Annotated in this window: 15 protein-coding genes; 10 read left to right on the forward strand and 5 right to left on the reverse strand. The window is 69.0% G+C overall.

Translation table 11 applies throughout. The features are described 5' to 3' along the window. Positions 1–135 precede the first annotated feature (135 nt). Both ABJD39_RS05160 and ABJD39_RS05165 read left to right on the forward strand, forming a co-directional pair. A complete protein-coding gene (locus ABJD39_RS05160; RefSeq protein WP_348612761.1) occupies positions 136–1,311 on the forward strand; it encodes a M20 family metallopeptidase in 1,176 nt (391 codons plus the stop codon). A gap of 80 nt (positions 1,312–1,391) precedes the next feature. Continuing rightward, positions 1,392–2,921 carry a carboxypeptidase M32 gene (locus ABJD39_RS05165; RefSeq protein ID WP_348612763.1) on the forward strand — a complete coding sequence of 510 codons (1,530 nt, stop codon included), beginning with the start codon at positions 1,392–1,394 and terminating at the stop codon, positions 2,919–2,921. A 63-nt stretch (positions 2,922–2,984) separates the two neighbouring features. Here the strand turns inward: ABJD39_RS05165 and ABJD39_RS05170 are convergent, their stop codons facing one another. Beyond that, entirely contained in the window at positions 2,985–3,845 is an 861-nt protein-coding gene (locus ABJD39_RS05170) for an isocitrate lyase/PEP mutase family protein (protein ID WP_348612764.1), read from the reverse strand. Between the two features lie 101 nt (positions 3,846–3,946). Here ABJD39_RS05170 and ABJD39_RS05175 point away from each other — a divergent pair, with 101 nt between their 5' ends. Continuing rightward, the gene (locus ABJD39_RS05175; protein ID WP_348612766.1) at positions 3,947–4,804 is read left to right on the forward strand and encodes a class I SAM-dependent methyltransferase; all 858 of its coding nucleotides are present in this window, start codon (positions 3,947–3,949) and stop codon (positions 4,802–4,804) included. Between the two features lie 29 nt (positions 4,805–4,833). On the opposite strand, the gene ABJD39_RS05180 is transcribed toward ABJD39_RS05175, so the two are convergent. Continuing rightward, entirely contained in the window at positions 4,834–5,481 is a 648-nt protein-coding gene (locus ABJD39_RS05180) for a DUF7095 family protein (RefSeq protein WP_348612768.1), read from the reverse strand. 148 nt (positions 5,482–5,629) lie between these two features. Here ABJD39_RS05180 and ncsA point away from each other — a divergent pair, with 148 nt between their 5' ends. Then, positions 5,630–6,601 (forward strand): tRNA 2-thiolation protein NcsA, encoded by a 972-nt coding sequence (gene ncsA / locus ABJD39_RS05185; protein ID WP_348612770.1) that lies wholly within the window; start codon positions 5,630–5,632, stop codon positions 6,599–6,601. 202 nt (positions 6,602–6,803) lie between these two features. On the opposite strand, the gene ftsZ is transcribed toward ncsA, so the two are convergent. The 3 genes from ftsZ to ABJD39_RS05200 form a co-directional block, all read right to left on the reverse strand. Further along, complete coding sequence (gene ftsZ, locus ABJD39_RS05190; RefSeq protein ID WP_348612772.1) at positions 6,804–8,006, reverse strand: cell division protein FtsZ; 1,203 nt, start codon at positions 8,004–8,006, stop codon at positions 6,804–6,806. Between the two features lie 2 nt (positions 8,007–8,008). After that, the gene (locus ABJD39_RS05195; protein ID WP_348612774.1) at positions 8,009–8,200 is read right to left on the reverse strand and encodes a ribbon-helix-helix domain-containing protein; all 192 of its coding nucleotides are present in this window, start codon (positions 8,198–8,200) and stop codon (positions 8,009–8,011) included. A gap of 211 nt (positions 8,201–8,411) precedes the next feature. Then, a complete protein-coding gene (locus ABJD39_RS05200) occupies positions 8,412–9,110 on the reverse strand; it encodes a double zinc ribbon domain-containing protein (RefSeq protein ID WP_348612776.1) in 699 nt (232 codons plus the stop codon). Between the two features lie 358 nt (positions 9,111–9,468). Between ABJD39_RS05200 and ABJD39_RS05205 the strand changes: the two genes are divergently transcribed. The 6 genes from ABJD39_RS05205 to ABJD39_RS05230 all read left to right on the forward strand — a co-directional run bounded on the left by ABJD39_RS05205 (position 9,469) and on the right by ABJD39_RS05230 (position 15,521). Further along, entirely contained in the window at positions 9,469–10,551 is a 1,083-nt protein-coding gene (locus tag ABJD39_RS05205) for a metal ABC transporter substrate-binding protein (RefSeq protein ID WP_348612778.1), read from the forward strand. After that, positions 10,548–11,357 (forward strand): metal ABC transporter ATP-binding protein, encoded by an 810-nt coding sequence (locus ABJD39_RS05210; RefSeq protein ID WP_348612780.1) that lies wholly within the window; start codon positions 10,548–10,550, stop codon positions 11,355–11,357. Before ABJD39_RS05205 ends, ABJD39_RS05210 begins: the two co-directional genes overlap by 4 nt. After that, positions 11,354–12,418, forward strand: coding sequence for a metal ABC transporter permease (locus ABJD39_RS05215; protein WP_348612782.1), 1,065 nt, complete (start codon positions 11,354–11,356; stop codon positions 12,416–12,418). Before ABJD39_RS05210 ends, ABJD39_RS05215 begins: the two co-directional genes overlap by 4 nt. 120 nt (positions 12,419–12,538) lie before the next feature. After that, positions 12,539–13,723, forward strand: coding sequence for a M24 family metallopeptidase (locus ABJD39_RS05220; RefSeq protein WP_348612784.1), 1,185 nt, complete (start codon positions 12,539–12,541; stop codon positions 13,721–13,723). Between the two features lie 164 nt (positions 13,724–13,887). Then, positions 13,888–14,484 (forward strand): HAD family hydrolase, encoded by a 597-nt coding sequence (locus ABJD39_RS05225; protein ID WP_348612786.1) that lies wholly within the window; start codon positions 13,888–13,890, stop codon positions 14,482–14,484. A 125-nt stretch (positions 14,485–14,609) separates the two neighbouring features. Continuing rightward, positions 14,610–15,521 (forward strand): methyl-accepting chemotaxis protein, encoded by a 912-nt coding sequence (locus tag ABJD39_RS05230; RefSeq protein WP_348612788.1) that lies wholly within the window; start codon positions 14,610–14,612, stop codon positions 15,519–15,521. The last annotated feature ends 19 nt before the right edge of the window (positions 15,522–15,540 follow it).

Below are 15,540 nucleotides of genomic sequence, written 5' to 3' on the forward strand. Positions count from 1 at the left end.
GGCCGCGAGCCGTTTAAGACTGCTTGCACGAAGTCGGCCGGCCCGACGGCGACGCTCGGGCGTCGGATCACCCGCCGCCCCGTGGGGCCGGTCGCCGACGCCGGAGTTATGCTCGCGCCGACCGCCCGGACGGGTATGAGCGACCGCGACGCCGCTGCCGACCGCGACACGAGCGCCGAACCCGACGGCGGTACGGATCCCGCGAGCCCCGACGGCCTCCGCCGACTCACGCGAGAACTGGTGTCGATCCCCAGCCACGAGGACCCGACCGCCGTCGGCGACGCGATCGAGTCGTGGCTGCGCGCGGAGACCGACGGCGCCGTGGAGCGCGACGAGCATGGCAACGTCTTCGCCCGCACGGGGGATCCGGACACGCCGACCGTCGCGCTCGTCGGCCACCACGACGTGGTGCCGCCGGCGGACTCGCAGACGACCGTCGGCGACGACGGCGAGGAGCGGTACGTGCTCGACGAACGCGACGGCCGGCTGTACGGCCGCGGCAGCGCCGACATGAAGGGCGCCGTCGCCGCCGCGATGTGCGCCTTCCGCGACGCCGAGCCCGAGGACTGTGAGCTGTGTTTCGCCTCGTTCGTCGGGGAGGAGCTGGGCGGCGTCGGCGCCCGCGCGGCCATCGAGGACGGCTTCGCCCCGGAGTTCGCGGTCGTCGGCGAGGGGTCGACGAACTACTCCGGCGAGGGCGTCACCGACGTGGTCGTCGCACACAAGGGACGGCGCGCGAGCACGCTCGTCGCCTCGGGCGAGAGCACGCACGCGAGCATCCCGGAGAAGGGCGTCAACGCCGTCTACCGCGCCTGCGACGCCGTCGACGTGGTCCGCGAACTGGACTTCCCCGAGACGACCGTCATGGGCGAGCGTGTACGCGGGAGCGTCGCCGTCACCGAGATCGACGGCGGGACGGCGTGGAACGTGGTGCCGGATCGGTGTGCGGTGACCGTCGACGAGCGGACGGTTCCGGGCGAGCGCGCACCGCTTGAACGCGCCGAGTCGATCGAGGGCGTCGAGTGGACGGTCGACCAGGACCTCCCGCCGATGGCCTGTTCGGACGACGCGTTCGCGGACGCGGTGCTGGCGGCCGCGCGCGAGGCCCAGTCTGGCGTGCCCGAGCACGTCGTGAAGCCGCACGCGACCGACGCCGGGTGGCTCGCCGAGGCGGGCACCGCCTGCGTGATCTGCGGCGCCGCCGAATCCGGCGAGGCACACACCGACACCGAGAGCGTGTCCTACGAGGTGCTCGACCGCTGTTACCGGATCTACCGCGGCGTCGCCGAGGACGCGGAAGCGTTCGCGTGAGTCGTGACGCTCGCCTGCGCGAGCGTGAGCGCGTTCGCGTAACGGTTGGTTGAAGGCGGGCCGACGGCAAGGTTTGCGCGATGGCTACCGACGCACACGGAAGCGAGGCCGAGACGGCCGACGCGTATGCGGAACTGGTGGAGCGATTCGAACGCATCAACGGCGTGCAGGGTGCCGCCGGCGTCCTCGGGTGGGACCAGCAGGTGATGATGCCCGAGGGCGGCACGCCCGCCCGCTCACAGCAGCTGTCGGTGCTCTCGTCGCTTGGCCACGAGCTGCTCACCGACGACCGCACCGCGGAGCTGCTCGAGGAGGTCGAGTCGATGGATCTGGACGCCGACCAAGCGGCGCTCCTGCGCGAGGCCCGCCGCGAGTTCGAGCGCGCCGACGCGGTGCCGACCGAACTGGTCGAGGAGATCTCCGAGACCTCCACTGAGGCGCTGGGCGCGTGGGAGCAGGCCCGGGCCGAGGACGACTTCGAGCAGTTCGCGCCGTATCTCGAGACGCTCGTCGACCTGAAGCGACAGTACGCCGAGCACATCGATCCCGACCGCGACGCCTACGAGGTGCTGTTCGAGGACTACGAGCCGTGCCTCCCGCTCTCGCAGGCCGAGGACATCCTCGAGACGCTGAAGGAGACGCTGGTCCCGATGATCGACGAGATCCGCGAGTCCAACGCGGACGTGACCACCGACGCCTTCGACGGCGAGTTCCCCGCCGACGCACAGGAGGACCTCTCGCGGGACGTGCTCTCGACGCTCGGGTACGACTGGGACCGCGGCCGCCTCGACGTGTCCTCGCATCCGTTCACCTCCGGGAACGTGTACGACTGCCGCGTTACGACCCGCTACGACGAGTCCGACCCGCTCGGCGGCCTGATGGCCACCGTCCACGAGTTCGGCCACGCGTTCTACAACCTCGGGCTGCCCGAGGAGCACTTCGGCACGCCGCTGGGCGAGTCGCGCGACCTCTCGGTCCACGAGAGCCAGTCGCGGCTGTGGGAGAACCACGTCGGTCGCTCGCCGGCGTTCTGGGAGCTTGTGACGCCGAAGTTCGAGGAGCGCTTCGACACCGACGCGACGGCGCGGGAGGCGTACGAGTCGGCCAACCAGGTGTACGAGGACAACCTCATCCGCGTCGAGGCCGACGAGCTCACCTACCACCTCCACATCGTCATCCGCTTCGAGATCGAGAAGGCCCTCATCTCGGGCGAGTTGGACGTCGAGGACGTGCCGGAGGTCTGGAACGACAAGTACGAGGAGTACCTCGGGCTCCGCCCCGAGACGGACGCGAACGGCTGCCTGCAGGACATCCACTGGAGCCACGGCAACTTCGGCTACTTCCCGACGTACTCGCTGGGGTCGGTGCTGGCGAGCCAGCTGTTCAACGCCGCCGAGGACGACATCGGGAACATCTACGGGACGGTCCGCGAGGGCGACTTCGAGACGCTTCAGGAGTGGCTCCGCGAGAACATCCACGAGCACGGCTCCCGCTACGAGACGAACGACCTGGTCCGCGAGGCCACCGGCGAGGACTTCACTGCCGACTACTTCGTCGACTACGTGACGACGAAGTACGGCGACCTGTACGACCTCGAGGAGTCCGTCTGATCGGCTCCCGCTCCCTTCACTGACGCACGACCGTCCTCGCAACTTCCTCCGGCGGTCGCGTGTTCACGCCTCCCGCTCGGCGGCGGCCGCCTCCAACATCGCCTTCAGATCGTCGTACGGAATACCGCCGGCCATCGACTCGTAGGTCCCCTCGTCGCGGAGTTCGCCGGCGATCTCGCCGAGCAGTCCGAGCGTCGCGCGCATCGGACCGGAGCCGACCGACACCCGCGCGACCCCCGCCTCCGCCAGCGCATCGATCGGCGGCGCCCCCGGTCCGCCGAGAACGTTCAGCGGGGCGTCGAGGCGGTCGACGAGCGCCCGGATCGTCTCGATATCGGAGACGCCCGGGACGAACAGACAGTCGCTTCCGGCGTCGGCGTAGGCGTTCGCGCGGTCGACCGCACGGCCGAGGCGGTCGCCCTCGTCGCCGACGCCGAGCCAGAACACGTCCGTGCGGCCGTTGACGACGATCGGGATACCCGCGTCCTCGGCGGCGTCGCGGGCGGCCCGGATCGCCGCGACGTGGTCGTCGACGGGGGCCAGCGGGTCGTCGGGATCGCCGGTACCGTCCTCGAGGTTGACGCCGACCGCGCCGGCGTCGATGGCGGCCGAGACGGTGTCGAACACCTCGTCGGGCGTGCCGCCGTAGCCGGCCTCGATGTCGGCGGAGACCGGACACGCGACGGCGTCGGCGATCTGCTCGATGACCGCGAGCATCTCGTCACGCGAGAGGACTTCGCCGTCCGGCACGCCCCGCGAGGCGGCGATACCGGCGCTCGTGGTTCCGATCGCGTCGAAGCCGGCGTCCGCGAAGACGATCGCGCTGGCGGCGTCCCACGCGTTGGGGAGAACGAACGGTCCGTCGTCGGCATGATGGAGCGCGCGAAACGCCTCGCCGCGCTCGCGCTGTGTCTCGTGGTCCATTGGTGTCGATACGCGCGCACCGGTGATGAATCCCGCCGGCGACCGCGGTATCGATCCCCCGACTTATCACCGCCGGCCCGTCAGCAACGGACGAACAGCCGATGCGTCGCTTCACCGCGGACTACCTCGAACGCACGCGCCGCGGGATGTGGGAGTCGCGCGAGGCGCTCGCGCCACTCGATCTCGACGATCGATGCCGGATCCTCGACGTGGGGTGTGGGACGGGCGAACTCACCCGCGTGCTGGCCGAGGAAGCCCCCGACGCGACGGTCGTCGGCGTCGACGCCGACACGGACCTGCTCGCGGCCGCACAGGACGCCGACCCGGTCGCGGACCGCGACGATCGGATCGCATACTGCGCCGGCGACGCGACCCGCCTCCCGTTTCCGGACGACGCGTTCGACCTCGTCGTCTGTCAGGCCCTCCTGATCAACCTCCCCGAGCCCGCGGCGGCGGTGCGGGAGTTCGCGCGCGTCTCCTCGGAGTTGGTCGCGGCCGTCGAGCCCGAAAACGCCGACGTCGAGGTTACCTCGACCGTCGACGCCGAGGCGTCGCTGGAGGCGCGCGTCCGCGAGGCGTACATCGCGGGCGTCGAGACGGACGTGGCGATGGGCGACCGCGTGCGCGCGGTGTTCAACGAGGCCGGCCTCTCCGCCGTCGAGTCGCGACGCTACCGCCACGAGAAGCGCGTCGATCCGCCGTACTCCGAGGCGGACCTCACGGATATCACCAGGAAAGCAAGCGGCGCCGGCCTCGCCGACCACGAGACGGAGCTCCGCCGAGCGCTCGACGGTGACGGCGAGAGCGGGAACGGAGACAAGGGCGGGAACGGAGACGGCTACGACGAACTCAGGCGCGAGTGGCGCGAGATGGGGCGGGAGGCCGCACGGCAGGCGCAAGCGCGCGAGTACGAGCGCGTCGAGACGGTGCCGTTCGACGTGACGGTGGGACGTGTCTGAGGCGCCGCGTCGCGGCGGCGATGTCCGTCTTACACCACGTCGCCGCGGACCGTCGCGCCCTCCTGCCGCTCGCGGTACGACGCCATCGCCTCGGCGATATCCGTCGCCTCATCCTCGTCGACGCCGAGCATCTCCAGCGCGCCCGACAATGTCGGGAACGGGAGCTCGCCGTTCCGGAGTTTCGCCATCGTCTCCGCGGCGCGCTGGCCCTCGCCGTACAACTGCACGCCGCGGGGGTCGAGCACCTGCTCGTGGGCGCCGCGGTCGAGCGCGCTCTGCAGGCGCTGTCTGACGTTCCGGTCGAACGGCGCGTTACACACCTCCAGGTGGATCGGCTCGTCGTCGGGCAGGAGGTGCGCCGCGAGGCACTTCTCGGGCGCGGCGTAGCCGTTGTCGTTGGCACGGAGAAGCTCGGGGTACTCGCGTGCCCACTCGGCGGAGACCGATTTCCCGACGCCGTTCACGCCGTGGGATCGCTCGAACTCCGCGGCGGCGTCAGGGTCGTCGCTCCGCATGAGCAGGTCCTTTGTCACGTACACGTCCAGCCGTTCGATCGGGTCGAGCCCGAGCGCCACGTCGCCGTACACCCACACCTCGCGGACGGGCACCGGCATCGGGCCCTCGTCGACGGCGTCGATGATCGCCTCCACCCGGTCGAGGGCCGCCTCGCGCTCCATGTCATCGGGTCGGCGCGCGCCGGTGAAGCGTCTTACGCGTCGCGTCGGGACGGGGACGGGGATGGGGACGGTCGACGCTCGCCCCACGACCGTCGCGACCGCCGCCCGTGCGAAACGGGTATGCCCGCGCCGCCGCAACTCGCCGGTAATGGACTGCGACAGGTGCGGCGCCGACGCGGTGATGCACGCCGCCTACTCGGGAGCACACCTCTGTGAGTCGCACTTTCTGGAGTCGGTCGAGCGGCGCGTCCGCCGTCGCGTCCGCGAGGACGACCTGCTCCCCGACGACGCGACGCCCGAGGACCCCGAACGCTGGGTCATCGGCCTCTCCGGCGGGAAAGACAGCGTCGTCCTCGCGACGATCCTCGACGAGACCTTCGCCGAGGACCCGCGGATCGAGCTGATCGCCCTCTCGATCCACGAGGGGATCGAGGGGTATCGCGACGAGTCGCTCGTCGCCTGCGAGGAGCTGACGGCCGATCTGGAGATGCCGCACGAGGTGGTGAGCTACGAGGAGGAACTCGGCGTCCGCATGGACGACGTGGTCGAGGACGACCCGGAGAACATGGCCGCCTGCGCCTACTGCGGCGTGTTCCGCCGCGACCTGCTGGAGACGTACGCCGAGGACTTGGGCGCCGACAAGCTCCTCACGGGCCACAACCTCGACGACGAGGCGCAGACGGCGCTGATGAACTTCCTCGAGGGCGACGTGGCCCAGATGGCGAAGCACTTCGACGCCTCCATCGGCCCGTTCCCCGAGCGCCGCGAGAGCGACCACTTCGTTCCGCGGGCGAAGCCCCTGCGCGACGTGCCCGAAAAGGAGGTCGCGCTGTACTGTCACCTCCGGGACCTTCCCTCGCACATGGCCGAGTGCCCGCACGCCAGCGAGGCGTACCGCGGGGAGATCCAGCAGCTCCTGCTCGACATGGAGGAGCGCCACCCGGGCGTCCGCCACTCGATCATGGCCGGCTACGAGGAACTGTCCGGCGTGCTCGCCGACGAGTACCGCGACGACGACGGCGACGGCCCGGACCTGTCGCCGTGCGAGCGCTGCGGATCGAAGACCGCCCGCGACGTGTGTCGCAAGTGCGAGCTGGTCGACGCGATCGAGGCGGCGTGATCGATACCTCCGCGTAAACGCCGTTATACGGCCAAAAACGGAGAGCCGTCTCTCATCTCTGCCGGAAGCGACTGAAACGGCGTGAAAACGGAGAGTCTGCGGTGTCGGTCCGGTAACCGGGTGTTCCGAGTCGGTCCTGTTGCCGTCCCGTCGATCGGGTCGCGCTGCCGCCGGCCGCACCTCGGACGCGTCGACGTCGCCGTCAGCGGATGACGTCGAGACCGTTGCTCCGCTCGGTCGACTCCTCACGGCCGCCGTCGGACTGCCAAGCGGCCTCCTGGCCGTTACCGCCCTCCGCGTTGGCCTTCGCGTCGAAGTCGAGTTCCGAGGCTTCCCCGCCCTCGATGCTCTGACGCGACTTGTCGGCCTGCTTCTGCGTGCTCGGGCCGAGCACCTGCGCGCTCTGGACGCCGGTCATGATGGCCATGACGCGGACTTTCCCCTTGTACTCTTCCTGGATGCGGGCGCCCCAGATCACGTTCGCGCTCGCCTCGAGGCGCTCGGTGATGTTGTCGGCGATACCCTCGGCCTCCTTCAGCGTGAGGTCCGGGCCGCCGGTGATGTGGACGAGGCCGCCCGACGCGCCGCGGTAGTCCACGTCCAGCAGCGGGTGGTTCATCGCGTCGTTGACAACCTCCTGGGTCTTGTTCTTGTCCTGGGTCTCGCCGACGAGCATCACCGCGACGCCGCCCTGATTCATGATCGTGGACATGTCCGCGTAGTCCAGATTGATCAGGGACGGCTGGGTGATCGTCTCCGAGATGCCCTTCACGGTCTCGGCGATGATCTGGTCCATCACCGAGAACGCCTTCCCGATCGGCAGGTTGGGGACGTAATCGAGGAGGCGGTTGTTGTCGAGGACGATGATCGAGTCGGCCTCGTTACGGAGCTCCTCGAGCCCCTCCTCGGCCTTCACCGTACGGGCGCGCTCGACGTTGAACGGCGTCGACACCATGCCGACGACGATGGCGCCCTGCTCTTTGGCGATCTTCGAGACGACCGGCGCCGCGCCGGTACCCGTCCCGCCGCCCATGCCGGCGGTGACGAACACGAGGTCCGCGTCGCCGAGCACCTCCTTGATCGTGCCCTGGGCCATCTCGGTGGCGCGCTCGCCCATCGAGGGGTCGCCGCCCGCGCCGAGCCCGTTGGTCAGGGACTTGCCGACGAGGATCTTCGTGTCGGCCTCGATCATCTTGAGGTGCTGCTTGTCGGTGTTGATCGCGACCGTCTCGGCGCCGTCGACGCCGATGTTGTACAGCCGGTTGATCGTGTTGTTGCCCGCGCCGCCCGCGCCGACGATGACGATCCGGGGCTCCCCGAACTCGTCGTCGTCGTCGGCGACCGCCGACATGTCGCGCTGTTCGGCTTCCGCGTTCGCAAGCGCGTCCTGAACGATATCCTGCATGTTTACACCTTGGCCCAGCTGCGCTTACTGCGCTCGCCGCGCGTGCGCTCGCCGGACGTGTCGGTTTGCTCGTTGAGCATGTCGCGGACGGCGGACCGAATCGCCTCGCTGCGATTCGGGAACTCCCCCGTTTCGACCATCTGTTCGACCTCCTCGATCTGCTGTTTCGGGATTCGTAGTGTCACACGCTCCATTGTTGTATTCCCCCGGTAAGACGACGACACGCACATGCGTGGCCTCACGTCGGCAGTCGGAGTTTCCCCGCTCCGACGCCGTGTAAGACAGGTCGTCTTACGCAGCACTACCAACATACCGTTTGTATATAAATATATCGGCGGTTGTATGACCGATACCGTCAACTTGTCTTACGCCGGCCGGTGAAGGCGGCCGAGCCGACGGTCCGTCTTACGGCGCGTCGAGCACGTCGGCGGCCGGCGTCCGACGGCCGCATCCCGGGCAGAATCCCCAGTCGGAGCGGACCTCGTCGCCGCACTCACAGAACAGGCGTCGCGTCGCCTTCTCGCCGCAGTTGGGGCAGAAAACGTGATCGTCGGACACGTCCTCGCCGCACTGCGCGCAGCTTCGTTCGCCCGCGTCCGACGCGGCGGAGGCGGCGTCCGCCGAGCGCGATCCCGCGGTCGCGGGCTCCTCCTCGGTCGCCGTGGGTTCTGCGTCCGCGGGTGCGGGTTGTGACGCGTCCGCGGACGGGTCGACCGCGGCGCCCGCGCCATCGACGTTTACCGTGAGGTTCACCGACGGAACGCGATCGCCGGCTGCGCCCGGAACGCCAAACGGACACGCTCTGCCGGCGGCTGCGTCGTCGCCGCGACGGCGCTCCCCGAACTCCTCGTCGAGCCGGGCCGTCACCAGTTCGTCGACGCGAGCCGCGAGCGCGTCGTCGATGGACCCGGCGGTGTCGGCGGCCGCCCCCGTCAAACCGTGCGTATCCGCGTCGGAGGCATCGGCGGCGTCGGCGTGGGTCCGCCCCTCCGCGGCGTCGAGGTACTCGCGGAGCGCCTCCCGCATGACCTCGCTTTTCGACCCCTCGAGCTCCTCGAGGCGGTCGACGAGGTCCGCGTCCGCGCGGAAGGTTATCTTGCTCATGCGCACCGTGTTTTCACAGGATACATATCAATCTATCCCACGGATCCGTCCGGATTCCTCGGCACGTGTGAGAACCCTTCCACACGCGTAAGACGGTCGCGTGCCCGTCGCGTGTGGCGTTCTCGCGATGCGGGGACGACCATCAGGTCGGGTGTCGTCGGTGGCGCGATCCCAGCCGTCTTACACGTCGCCGCCGCGGATCTCGATCCGCTCCCCCACCGGCTCCACGGCGCCGTCCGCGACGTGTACGAGGAGTACGTGGCGGAGGACGTCCACGCCCGGCGGTAAATTAGACTGGTCTAATCTTTTCTTTTGGTCGCAACAACTATACAGTTCGGTCGCCCCTGTACGAGTGAGTATGACCGACACACGCGACCCGGCGGGTTCGCCGGGAACAACCAGACGGCGGTTCCTCGCGGGGGGCGGCGGCCTCGCCGCGGCGGGGCTCGCCGGCTGTCTGGGCGACGCGGCGGGAAGCGGCGACACCGGCGGTCGCGACGGCGGCGACGGCGACGACGGCCCGACGGTCGTCGCCTCCTTCTTCAGCTTCTACGACTTCGCGCGGAAGGTGGCGGCGAACACGCCGATCACGGTTCGGAACCTCGTTCCCACCGGGCTGCACGGCCACGGCTGGGATCCGGACGCGAGCGTCACCCGCGACATCGTCGACGCCGACGCGTTCATCCACGTCGGCGAGGACTTCCAGCCGTGGGCCGATCGCGCCATTCAGACGCTGCGAGACGACGACGTGGACACACAGCTCATCAACGCTCGCGAGGGGATCGAGCTCGTCCCGCTGGCCGACAGCCTCGACCGAGACGAGGAGGGCGTCGGCGAGGGGCGCGGGAACGACCCCCACTTCTGGCTCGACCCGCGGCGCGCGAAGGCCGCCGTCGACAATATCGCCGAGGGGCTCGTCGAGCTTGCGCCCGACCACGAGGACAGCCTCCGCGACAACGCCGAGACGTACAAGACGGAGGTTCTGGACCGGATCGACGCCGACTACGAGGCGATCTTCGACGCCGCCGACCGCGACGTGGTCCAACTGGCCGCCCACAACGCCTTCCAGTACATCGCCGACCGCTACGGGGTGCAGATGCGCCCGCTCGTCGTCAACCTCGCCGCCAGCGGCGACGTGAAGCCGTCCGACATCACCGAGGCCAAGCGCGTCATCGACGAGAACGACATCCGCTACATCGGCGCGGGCGTCTTCGAGACGCGCCGCCCCGCGAAGCAGCTGCTCGCGGAGACCTCGGTGGAGGCGTACTACCCGGTGACTCCGTACGCCGGCGTGCGTGAGGACTGGGTCGAGAACGAGTGGGGCTACGAGCAGATCGCGGACAACATCAACATGCCCACCTTCGAGGTCGTCCTCGGGAACACACCGCCCGAGGAGGCCGGCTACGACGGGTGGAACGAGGAGTGGAGGAACTTCGAATGAGCCGTGCAGACATCGACAGCGTCGCCGCCGAGCGCAACGGGCAGGGGATATCGGATGCTGACGCCGAGGGTTACACGGTGATCGAGGTATCCGACGTGACGTTCGGATACACCGCCGCGCCGGTGGTCACGGATATCGACGTAACCATCGACGCCGGGGAGTACGTCGCCGTCGTCGGCCCGAACGGGTCGGGGAAGTCGACGCTCATGAAGCTCATGCTCGGCCTCCTCCGTCCGGACGAGGGCGAGGCCCGACTGTTCGGCGAGCCGGCCCACGCCTTCGACGACGGCGAACGCATCGGCTACGTCTCCCAGCACGCCAGCGCCGCCAAGGAGATGCCGATCACCGTCCGCGAGGTGGTGAAGATGGGCCGGTTCGCGCACGTCGGCTTCGGGCGGCTCTCGGCCGACGACTGGGCCGTCGTCGACGAGGCGCTGGCGACGGTCGGCATGAGCGCGTTCGCGGACCGCCGGATCACGAAGCTCTCGGGCGGGCAGCGCCAACGGGCGTTCATCGCCCGGGCGTTGGCGGGCGAGGCCGACCTACTCGTGCTCGACGAGCCGACCGTCGGCGTCGACGCCGAGTCGGTGGAGGCGTTCTACGACCTGCTCGAAGCGCTCAACGACGACGGCATCACCGTCCTGCTCATCGAGCACGACCTCGGCGCCGTCGTCGACCACGCCGACCGCGTCGTCTGTCTCAACCGTGAGGTGTACTTCGACGGGCCGACCGACGAGTTCGTCACGAGCGACGCCCTCACACGGGCGTTCGGTGCCGCCGCCGGCGTCCTTGGCGGTGATCCATGACGCTCCCGACCGGGGCTGCCGGGGTACTCGCCACGGACGTCGTGGACTCCTCAGCCGCGTCGCCGGCGGCGGCCCTCCTGCAGTCCGACGGGAGCGCGCTCGATCCGGTTCTCGCGCCGATCTACTACCTGCTCGACCTGTGGTCGGTGTTGCTGGGCGCGTTCGGCGAGGCCACCGGGCTGGAATTGCTCCAGTACGGCTTCATGCACCGCGCGATCCTTGTCGGACTGTGTATCGGTGTGATGGCGCCGCTCATCGGGACGTTTCTCGTTCACCGACAGCTGGCGCTCATCGGCGACGCGCTCGCGCACACCGCGTTCGCGGGCGTCGCCGTCGGCCTGTTCCTCAACGGCGTGTTGAACCTCGGCGTCTCACCGTACCTCACCGCCGTCGTGGTCGCGGTACTTGCGGCGCTCCTGATCGAGGTGATCTCGGAGGTGACCGACGCCTACAACGACGTGTCGATGGCGATCGTGCTCTCGACCGGGTTCGCGCTCGGGACCGTGCTTATCAGCCTCAACGCCGGCGGGCTCGCGGTCGGGATCAATCAGTACCTGTTCGGCAACCTCTCGACGGTGTCGGCGGAGAACGCCGCCATCCTCCTCGTGCTGTTCGCGATCATCGTCGCCACGGTCGGGCTCACGCGAAACCAACTGCTGTACGTCACCTTCGACGAGACGGCCGCCGAGGTCTCGGGTATCCCCGTGAACTGGTACAACCGCGTGATGGTGATGCTCACGGCGCTGGTGGTCGTCGGCGCGATGCAGATCATGGGCGTCATCCTCGTCGCCGCGATGCTCGTCGTTCCCGTCGCGGGCGCGACGCAGGTGTCGCGCAGCTTCACGGAGTCGCTGCTGGTCTCGGTCGTCCTCGCCGAGCTGGCCGTCCTGCTCGGCATCGGGTTCTCCTACTACGGCGAAGCCACGGCCGGCGGCGTCATCGTCCTCGTTGCCGTCGCGATCTACGTCGTCGCCGTCGCGGTCGGCAAACTCCGTGAGGCCCGCGGCGACGACGACGCGCCCGAACTCGGCGGCATCGACGCCGACGACGGGGTCGCGTAACTCACGGCGAGACGGTGATTTCGTATAGCAGTAGCTAGTTTATCTCCGAGATCGAACGACACAGCACCACCCGGCGCCGCTTCCCCGAGGCTTATCCCGCGAGCGGCGAACTCCGCTGCTATGGCGACGAAACTCCCCGAATCGGAGTTCGACGCGCGACTCGCGGAGGTGCGCGGGCGGCTCGCGGACACCGACGCGGACGCGGCGACGTTCTTCGACGCGACGAGCATCGAGTACCTCTCGGGTTTCCATCACATCCAGACCGAGCGGCCGGTCGTCCTCGCGGTGACAGCGGACGGGATGGAGATCACGGTCCCGCGCCTGGAGGTCGAACGCGTGGAGCCGTACCCCCGGATCGACGCCGTCCATCACTACTTCGACTACCCGCAGGGGAAGCCGATCGAGACAGCCGCCGCGATGCTGGAGGGGATGGGCGTCGACTCGGTCGTCTCCGACGCCGACGGCGCGCCCGGCGTGATGGGCTACGAGGGCCCCGCGCTCTCGGAGTTCGTCGAGGTGGAGACGCAGTCGTGGGTCGACCGCATGCGCTGGGAGAAGACGGACGCGGAGGTCGACCTCGTGCGCGAATCCGCCAAGTGGGCGAACCTCGCGCATCGGTACCTCGCGGACTACACCGAGGTCGGCGCACATCCGGTGACGGTGAGCCAGAAGGCCACGACCGACGCCTCGCGCGCGATGCTCGACACGCTCGGGGATCGCTACGCGGTGCGCACACGGGGGAGCGGTCCCGTCCATGCGGGCTACATCTCCGGCTCGGAGACCGCCCTCCCGCACGGCCATACTCCGAACGAACGGCTCTCGGAGGGGGACGTGTTGATCACGGGTGCGTCGGCGAACGTCGACGGCTACCACTCGGAGCTGGAGCGCACGATGTTCGTCGGCGAGCCGAGCGACGAGCAGGTCCACTACTTCGAGTTGATGCTGGAGGCGCAGGACATCGCCATCGACGCGCTCGGCCCCGGCCAGTCGATCGCCGGTGTCGACGAGGCCGTCCACGACTACTTCCTCGAACAGGGGATCGAGGACACCGCCCAGCACCACGTCGGGCACAACATCGGTCTCGGGGGCCACGAGCCGCCGTACATCGACCGCGGATGGGACGAGTACGAGCACGTGGACGACGGCGACGAGGTGATGGCTCCGGGCCAGATCTACACCATCGAACCGGGGATCTACACCGACGAGTACGGCTACCGTCACTCCGACACCATCGCGATCACCGAGAGCGGCACCGAGTGGCTCACCTACTTCCCCCGCGACCTCGAATCGAACGTCATCCGCTAGCGACCGGCTCGAGCGGCACGGAACCGCCGGTTTTCGGCTCCGTCACGACGATATCGAACCCCACTGGGCCGGGGCTCGCGATCGCGCATATACCGAGAACCGCGATATCGAATCGCCGATCCGGCCTCGATGGATTCATATCGACGCCGCAGGCAGCGATATGCGTGAGCGCCGTCTCGTTCGCCCTCTTCGGTACACTCGTCGACGCAGACCTCCCCAATGACCCGGCCAAAGCCGTCGGCGATGAACTCCGAGACCGCGGCGTCGACGTGCCCGACGACTGGGCGAACGCCTATCGCGAGACGCACGTCGATGCGCCTGCTGGTGCGGAGGTACCGCTGCCGGCACACGTGAGCCGGGCGCTCGCATCTCGCGGCGTCGACGCGCCCGGCAACGCCGCCCGCCGGGCCGTCGTCGCCGCGTTCGACCCGGCAGTTCGCACCCACGACGGGGCGGAGGACGCGGTCGCCCGCGCACGTGATACCGGGCCGGTCGGACTCCTCGCGAACTGTGCGGTGCCCGAACTGGTCGGCCGCGTTCTCGTGCGCTCGGCCCTGTCGCGCGATGACTTCGACGCGGTCGTGACGAGCGTCGCCTGCGGGTGGCGCAAGCCGGACCGACGGGCGTTCGAGCGCGTCGCCGACGCGCTGGGGATCGATCCTGTGGATCTCACGCACGTCGGCTGCGACGGCGCAGTCGTGGACGCCGGAGGGCGGTGCCTCGACGCGGCCGATGGCTTCCCACCCGATCGTATCCCCTGACGGCTGCCGAGTGAGCTATTCGGGAACGAGAGTGCCCGTGAATCGAGAAAAGCACGAGCGGTAGTGATTATAGATAATAGTAATTTCACGCGGAATATTATTTGCCTCCGAGCTGGCACACCAGTATGGCAACCACCGAACCCGACGACGTGGACGACATCGACGTCGATCTCGGCGACGAGATCGATGCGGATGCCGAGGAGATGAACGAGGACGCCGCCGACGCGCTCACGGGGCTGCAAGCGGCGTCCCAGCAGGTCGCGGTGTCGACGAGCGAGATCGCCGGCCTGGCCGACGAGCAGTCCGACGACATGCGGACCGTCAGCGACGAGATGACGAACCTCTCGGCGGCGATCGAGGAGGTGGCCTCCTCGGCCGAACAGGTCGCCGCGGCGGCCGACGACGCCGAGACGGCCGCCGAACGAGGTGAGGACTCCGCCGAGGAGGCGATGAACGCGATCCGGGCGGTCGCCGACGCGGCCGAATCGATGACCGACGGGATCGAGCGGATCGGCAGGCGGATCGAGGACATCGACGAGTTCGTCGACGTGATCGACGACATCGCCGAGCAGACGAACCTGCTCGCGCTCAACGCCAATATCGAGGCCGCTCGCGCAGGCGCGGAGGGCGACGGCTTCGCCGTCGTCGCGGACGAGGTGAAAAGCCTCGCCGAGGACTCCCAAGAGGAGGCCGAGGCCGTCGAGGAGACCGTCGACGAGATCAAATCCGAGATGAGCGAGGTCGTCGACGAGATCGAGGGGAGCAACGAGCGCATCGACGAGGGCGTCTCACGAACCGCGGAAGCGATGGACCATCTCGGGGATATCGCCGATACCGTCTCGGAGGCGTCCGCGGGCGTCAGCGAGGTCGCCCGCGCGACCGACGAGCAGGCCGCCTCCGCCGAGGAGGTGTCCGCGATGGTCGAGGGTGCCGCCGAGGACGCGGACGTGATCGCCGACGAGGCCGACGAGATCGCCGCCGCCGTCGAGGAGCAGACGAACGAGATCGGATCCGTCGTCGAGACGCTGCAGGAGTGACGCGCGAGGCGTGAGTTCG

The sequence above is a fragment of the Halobaculum rarum genome (genome assembly GCF_040025155.1).
Taxonomy (GTDB): domain Archaea; phylum Halobacteriota; class Halobacteria; order Halobacteriales; family Haloferacaceae; genus Halobaculum; species Halobaculum rarum.

Coding starts and splice junctions, on each gene's coding strand:
- ABJD39_RS05160 (WP_348612761.1), top strand. CDS start 136: ATGAGCGACCGCGACGCCGCTGCCGACCGCGACACGAGCGCCGAACCC.
- ABJD39_RS05165 (WP_348612763.1), top strand. CDS start 1,392: ATGGCTACCGACGCACACGGAAGCGAGGCCGAGACGGCCGACGCGTAT.
- ABJD39_RS05170 (WP_348612764.1), bottom strand. CDS start 3,845: ATGGACCACGAGACACAGCGCGAGCGCGGCGAGGCGTTTCGCGCGCTC.
- ABJD39_RS05175 (WP_348612766.1), top strand. CDS start 3,947: ATGCGTCGCTTCACCGCGGACTACCTCGAACGCACGCGCCGCGGGATG.
- ABJD39_RS05180 (WP_348612768.1), bottom strand. CDS start 5,481: ATGGAGCGCGAGGCGGCCCTCGACCGGGTGGAGGCGATCATCGACGCC.
- ncsA (WP_348612770.1), top strand. CDS start 5,630: ATGGACTGCGACAGGTGCGGCGCCGACGCGGTGATGCACGCCGCCTAC.
- ftsZ (WP_348612772.1), bottom strand. CDS start 8,006: ATGCAGGATATCGTTCAGGACGCGCTTGCGAACGCGGAAGCCGAACAG.
- ABJD39_RS05195 (WP_348612774.1), bottom strand. CDS start 8,200: ATGGAGCGTGTGACACTACGAATCCCGAAACAGCAGATCGAGGAGGTC.
- ABJD39_RS05200 (WP_348612776.1), bottom strand. CDS start 9,110: ATGAGCAAGATAACCTTCCGCGCGGACGCGGACCTCGTCGACCGCCTC.
- ABJD39_RS05205 (WP_348612778.1), top strand. CDS start 9,469: ATGACCGACACACGCGACCCGGCGGGTTCGCCGGGAACAACCAGACGG.
- ABJD39_RS05210 (WP_348612780.1), top strand. CDS start 10,548: ATGAGCCGTGCAGACATCGACAGCGTCGCCGCCGAGCGCAACGGGCAG.
- ABJD39_RS05215 (WP_348612782.1), top strand. CDS start 11,354: ATGACGCTCCCGACCGGGGCTGCCGGGGTACTCGCCACGGACGTCGTG.
- ABJD39_RS05220 (WP_348612784.1), top strand. CDS start 12,539: ATGGCGACGAAACTCCCCGAATCGGAGTTCGACGCGCGACTCGCGGAG.
- ABJD39_RS05230 (WP_348612788.1), top strand. CDS start 14,610: ATGGCAACCACCGAACCCGACGACGTGGACGACATCGACGTCGATCTC.